This window comes from Pseudomonas sp. 39004 (assembly GCF_028682155.1).
GTDB lineage: Bacteria > Pseudomonadota > Gammaproteobacteria > Pseudomonadales > Pseudomonadaceae > Aquipseudomonas > Aquipseudomonas capeferrum.
In genome coordinates this window covers 1-4,612 of record NZ_JANIAG010000271.1, presented here as the reverse complement: position 1 = coordinate 4,612, position 4,612 = coordinate 1, and the positions used below count along the sequence as shown (strand labels likewise).

General features: G+C 64.3%; 4 protein-coding genes. All 4 read left to right on the top strand.

Annotated elements, in window-relative coordinates:
* A partial coding sequence (locus tag NP534_RS25795; RefSeq protein ID WP_274100597.1) for an aminotransferase class I/II-fold pyridoxal phosphate-dependent enzyme occupies positions 1-616 on the top strand: 616 nt, incomplete at its 5' end.
* A gap of 25 nt (positions 617-641) precedes the next feature.
* Positions 642-1,454: an NAD-dependent epimerase/dehydratase family protein gene (locus tag NP534_RS25790; protein WP_274100596.1), complete on the top strand. Its 813-nt coding sequence runs from the start codon at positions 642-644 to the stop codon at positions 1,452-1,454.
* Between the two features lie 26 nt (positions 1,455-1,480).
* A complete protein-coding gene (locus tag NP534_RS25785) occupies positions 1,481-2,677 on the top strand; it encodes an NAD(P)/FAD-dependent oxidoreductase (protein WP_274100595.1) in 1,197 nt (398 codons plus the stop codon).
* 24 nt (positions 2,678-2,701) lie between these two features.
* A complete protein-coding gene (locus NP534_RS25780) occupies positions 2,702-4,387 on the top strand; it encodes a thiamine pyrophosphate-binding protein (RefSeq protein WP_274100594.1) in 1,686 nt (561 codons plus the stop codon).
* The last annotated feature ends 225 nt before the right edge of the window (positions 4,388-4,612 follow it).

Here is a 4,612-nt window from a genome sequence, read left to right as displayed (position 1 = left end):
CGTGTGCTCTTCCGATCTATCCGATGAGATCTACGAACACATCGTGCTCGGTGAGCAGCCCTTCGTGTCGTTCGTCACGGCGTGCCCGCAGCTGCGTGAGCGCACCTTGCTGATCAACGGGGTGTCCAAGGCCTATGCCATGACCGGCTACCGCCTGGGCTATGCAGCAGGCCCCAAGGACCTGATCGTGGCGATGAACAAGACCCAGTCGCAGACCACCACCTGCCCGTCGAGTATCTCCCAGCTGGCGGCGGTGGCGGCCCTCAACGGCCCGCAGGATTTTGTCCGCGAAGCCAACCGTGAGTACCAGGGGCGCGGCGCGCTGGTGGTGCGTGGCCTGGCCGACATCCAGGGGCTGAGCCTTGAGATGCCGCAGGGGGCGTTCTACGCCTTTCCCAATGTTGCGGCCTTCATCGGCAGGCACACCCCGGATGGCCAGGTGATCGCCAATGATGCCGACCTTTCGGCCTACCTGCTGCGGGTCGGCAAGGTGGCTACCGTGCCGGGCTCGGCCTTTGGCCTGGAACCCTACATACGTCTGTCGTTCGCCACGTCGCGGCAGGAACTGGAACAAGCCCTGGGGCAACTGCGCGATGCGTTCGCGGCCTTGTCCTGAGCCACTGCATCAATCGAGGTAACCCATGAGCAAGCCTTTCAAACGACTGCTGATCACCGGTGCCGCCGGGCGCCTGGGCAGCGTGCTGCGCAAGCATCTGGCCGCCTTTGCCGATGAGCTGCGCCTGACCGATATCGCTGACATGGGCCAGGCTGCACCCCATGAGCAACTGGTGCGCTGCGACCTGGCCAACTTCAACGATGTGCTGCCGCTGACCGAAGGCGTCGACGCCATCGTGCATGCCGGCGGCGTGCCGCTCGAAGACACCTTCGAGAAGATACTCAACGGCAATATCGTCGGCACCTACAACATCTACGAAGCGGCCCGGCGTAACGGCGTCAAGCGGGTGGTGTATACCAGCTCCAATCACGCCATCGGTTTCTACGACCGCACCGAGACCCTCGATGCGACCGCCGCCCACCGCCCCGACAGCCTGTATGGCGTCAGCAAGTGCTTCGCAGAGGACCTGGGGCGCTACTACTGGGACAAGTTCGCCATCGAGTCGGTCAACCTGCGCATCGGCTCGTCGTTCCCCGAGCCTCTGGACCGGCGCATGCTCGCCACCTGGCTGTCGTTCGATGACTTCGCCCAGCTCACCGAGCGTGCGCTGCTGGCGCCACGGGTCGGGCACATGATCGTCTACGGCATGTCGGCCAACCGCGAAAGCCTGTGGGACAACCGCCTGGCCTCATCGCTTGGCTACGTCCCCAAGGACAGCGCCGACAGCTACCGCGACAAGGTGCTGGCCGAGCACCCGCCGCTTGATCCGAACGCGCCTGCGGCGCGCTACCACGGCGGCAATTTCGCCGGTGCCGGGCACTTCGAAGACCCGAAATAACGCCCACATCAGAAGAGACCTTTTCCATGGCTTCTAGCGCTAAACAACACAACTACGATGTGGTGATCGTCGGCGGCGCGGTCAACGGCAGTGCCACCGCGTACTTCCTGGCCAACAACCCGGACTTCAAGGGCTCGGTACTGGTCATCGAGCGCGACTGGACCTACAACAAGTCGGCCACTGCGCTGTCGAGCAGCTCGATCCGCCAGCAGTTCTCCAACCCGATCAACATCGAGATCTCCAAATTCGGCGCCGAATTCGTGCGCAACTTCCCCGAGGTGATGGAAGTGGACGGCGATCGCCCAGACCTCGCGTTCCACGAGAACGGTTACCTGTTCCTCGGTGATGACAAGGGCTACGAGGTGCTGCGCCGCCTGCACGACACCCAGGTGTCGCATGGTGCCGACGTGCACCTGCTCGACCCCGAGCAACTGGCGCGCAAGTTCCCTTGGGTCAACATCGACAGCCTGGCCGGGGCCAGTTATGGCCAGAGCGGCGAGGGCTGGTTCGACAGCCTCGGCATGCTCAACGGTTTCCGCCGCAAGGCGCGTTCGATGGGTATCGAGTACATCGAAAACGAGGTGGTCGGCATCCAGCGTGAAGGCGATCGCATCACCGCTGTGCGACTGGCCAGTGGTGAGCGCATCGGCTGCGGCCTGTTGGTCAACTGCGCCGGCACCCGCGGCACGCAGGTGGCGCGCATGGCTGGCCTGGACATCCCGGTCGAGCCACGCCGTCGCTCGCTGTTCGTGTTCGACTGCCGCACCCCGCTCGAAGGCACCGTGCCGCTGACTATCGACCCGACCGGCGTGTTCTTCCGCCCTGAGGGCAAGTTCTACCTGGGCGGCACCTACCCGAAAAACGACCCGGAAGTGGACTTCGAGGACTTCGATGTGCTGCACGAGGAGTTCGACGAAGAGGTCTGGCCGATTCTGGCTGAACGCGTGCCTGCATTCGAAGGCATCAAGGTGGTCAACTTCTGGGCCGGGCACTACGACTTCTGTGTGCTCGACCACAATGCCATCGTGGGGCCGCACAACGAAGTGAGCAACTTCCTGTTCTGCAACGGCTTCAGCGGCCATGGCCTGCAGCAGGCGCCGGCCATTGGCCGTGGCTTGTCCGAGCTGATCACCTATGGTGGCTACCGCTCGTTGGACCTGGGCGCGCTGTCCTATCAGCGGGTCATCGACAACAAGCCGTTCCTGGAAGATTCGGTCATCTGACTGCAGCGCCTGAGGAGAACAACAATGAGTAACGCTGAATTGAAGCGCAGTGGCGGTCAGGTACTGGTCGATGCATTGCGGGTGAATGGCGTGGAGCGCGCGTTCTGCGTGCCGGGTGAAAGCTACCTGGCGGTGCTCGACGCGCTGCACGACGTGCAGGACCAGATCGACCTCATCGTTTGCCGCCAGGAGGGCGGTGCGGCGTACATGGCCGAGGCTTATGGCAAGCTGACCGGCAAACCGGGTATCTGCTTCGTCACCCGTGGCCCCGGTGCGACCAACGCCTCGGTCGGTGTGCACACCGCATTCCAGGACTCCACGCCGATGCTGCTGTTCATCGGCCAGGTGGCCCGCGACCAGATAGAGCGTGAAGCCTTCCAGGAAGTGGATTACCGGCGCATGTTCGGCCAGATGGCCAAGTGGGTGGTGCAGATCGACGATGCGGCGCGCATCCCCGAGCTGGTCAACCAGGCCTTCCAGCGCGCCATCAGTGGCCGCCCGGGGCCGGTGGTGATCGCGCTGCCGGAAGACATGCTCACCGACCTGGTGCAGGTTGCCGATGCGCGCCCGGCGCAACGGGTGGAGGCCGCCCCGGCGCCTGCCGCGCTGAATGAGCTGCAGACGTTGCTGGCCAAGGCGAGCAAGCCCCTGGTGATTGCCGGTGGGGGCGGTTGGAACGACCAGGCAGTGGCCGATCTCAAGCGTTTCGTGCAGGCGCAGAACCTGCCGCTGGCGGCGTCTTTCCGTTGCCAGGACCTGTTCGACAACAATGACCCGCACTACGCCGGTGACCTTGGCCTGGCGGCGGGGCCGGTGCTGGTCGATGCCGTCAAGCAATCGGACCTGCTGATTGTGGTGGGTGCGCGCCTGGGTGAGATGACCACCGGCGGTTACGCCCTGGTCGATATCCCGACGCCTAAGCAAGCATTGGTGCATGTGCATGCCAGCGCGGAGGAAATCGGCCGTGTCTATCAGCCGACCTTGGGTGTCAACGCCGGCCCGGCCAGTTTCCTGAGCCAGGCCGCCGGGCTGCCGGCCGTGCAGCCGCAGGCCTTCGGTGGCTGGGTCGCCAGCCTCAACAGCGGCTATCTCGGTAACTTCGAGACGCCACGCTCGCCAGGCAATGTGCAGATGAGCGAGGTGATCGCCTGGCTGAACAAGACTCTGCCCGCCGACAGCATCCTCACCTGCGGTGCCGGCAACTACACCGGCTGGGTACACCGTGGCTACCAGCACCGCGTATTCCGCACCTTGCTCGGGCCAACCAATGGCTCCATGGGGTACGGCGTGCCGGCGGCGGTGGCGGCCAAGCTGACTTATCCGCAGCGTACGGTGGTGGCGTTCGCCGGTGACGGCTGCTTCCTGATGAACGGCCAGGAGCTGGCCACGGCGGCCCACTATGACGCGCGGGTGATCACCGTGGTCGTCAACAACGGCATGTACGGCACTATCCGCATGCACCAGGAGCGCAGCTATCCCGGCCGCGTCAGTGGCACCGAGCTGCACAACCCCGACTTCGCCGCCTTGGCCCGGGCCTATGGCCTGCATGGCGAAACCGTCACCCGCACCGAGGATTTCGCTGCAGCCTTCGAGCGTTGCCAGGCTGCTGGCAAGCCGGCACTGATCGAGGTGCAGGTCGACCCTGAAGCCTTGACCCCGCGCATGACCCTCAGCCAGATCCGCGACCAGGCACTGCAAGCCAAGCGCTGATTTCGCCTCAGGTGGGGCGCAGTATGGCCCTACCTCTTTCCTCCTCCGAACGAGCCAATCGACATGAAACTTGCCGATCGCGATCTGCTGCGTGAAATGTGCTACATCGACGGAAAATGGCAGGCTGCCGACAGCGGCCAGCGCATTGCCGTGACCAACCCCGCCAACGGTGAAGTGCTCGGTTATGTGCCGCGCCCATGCGCGGCACATAACAGATCGGAAGAG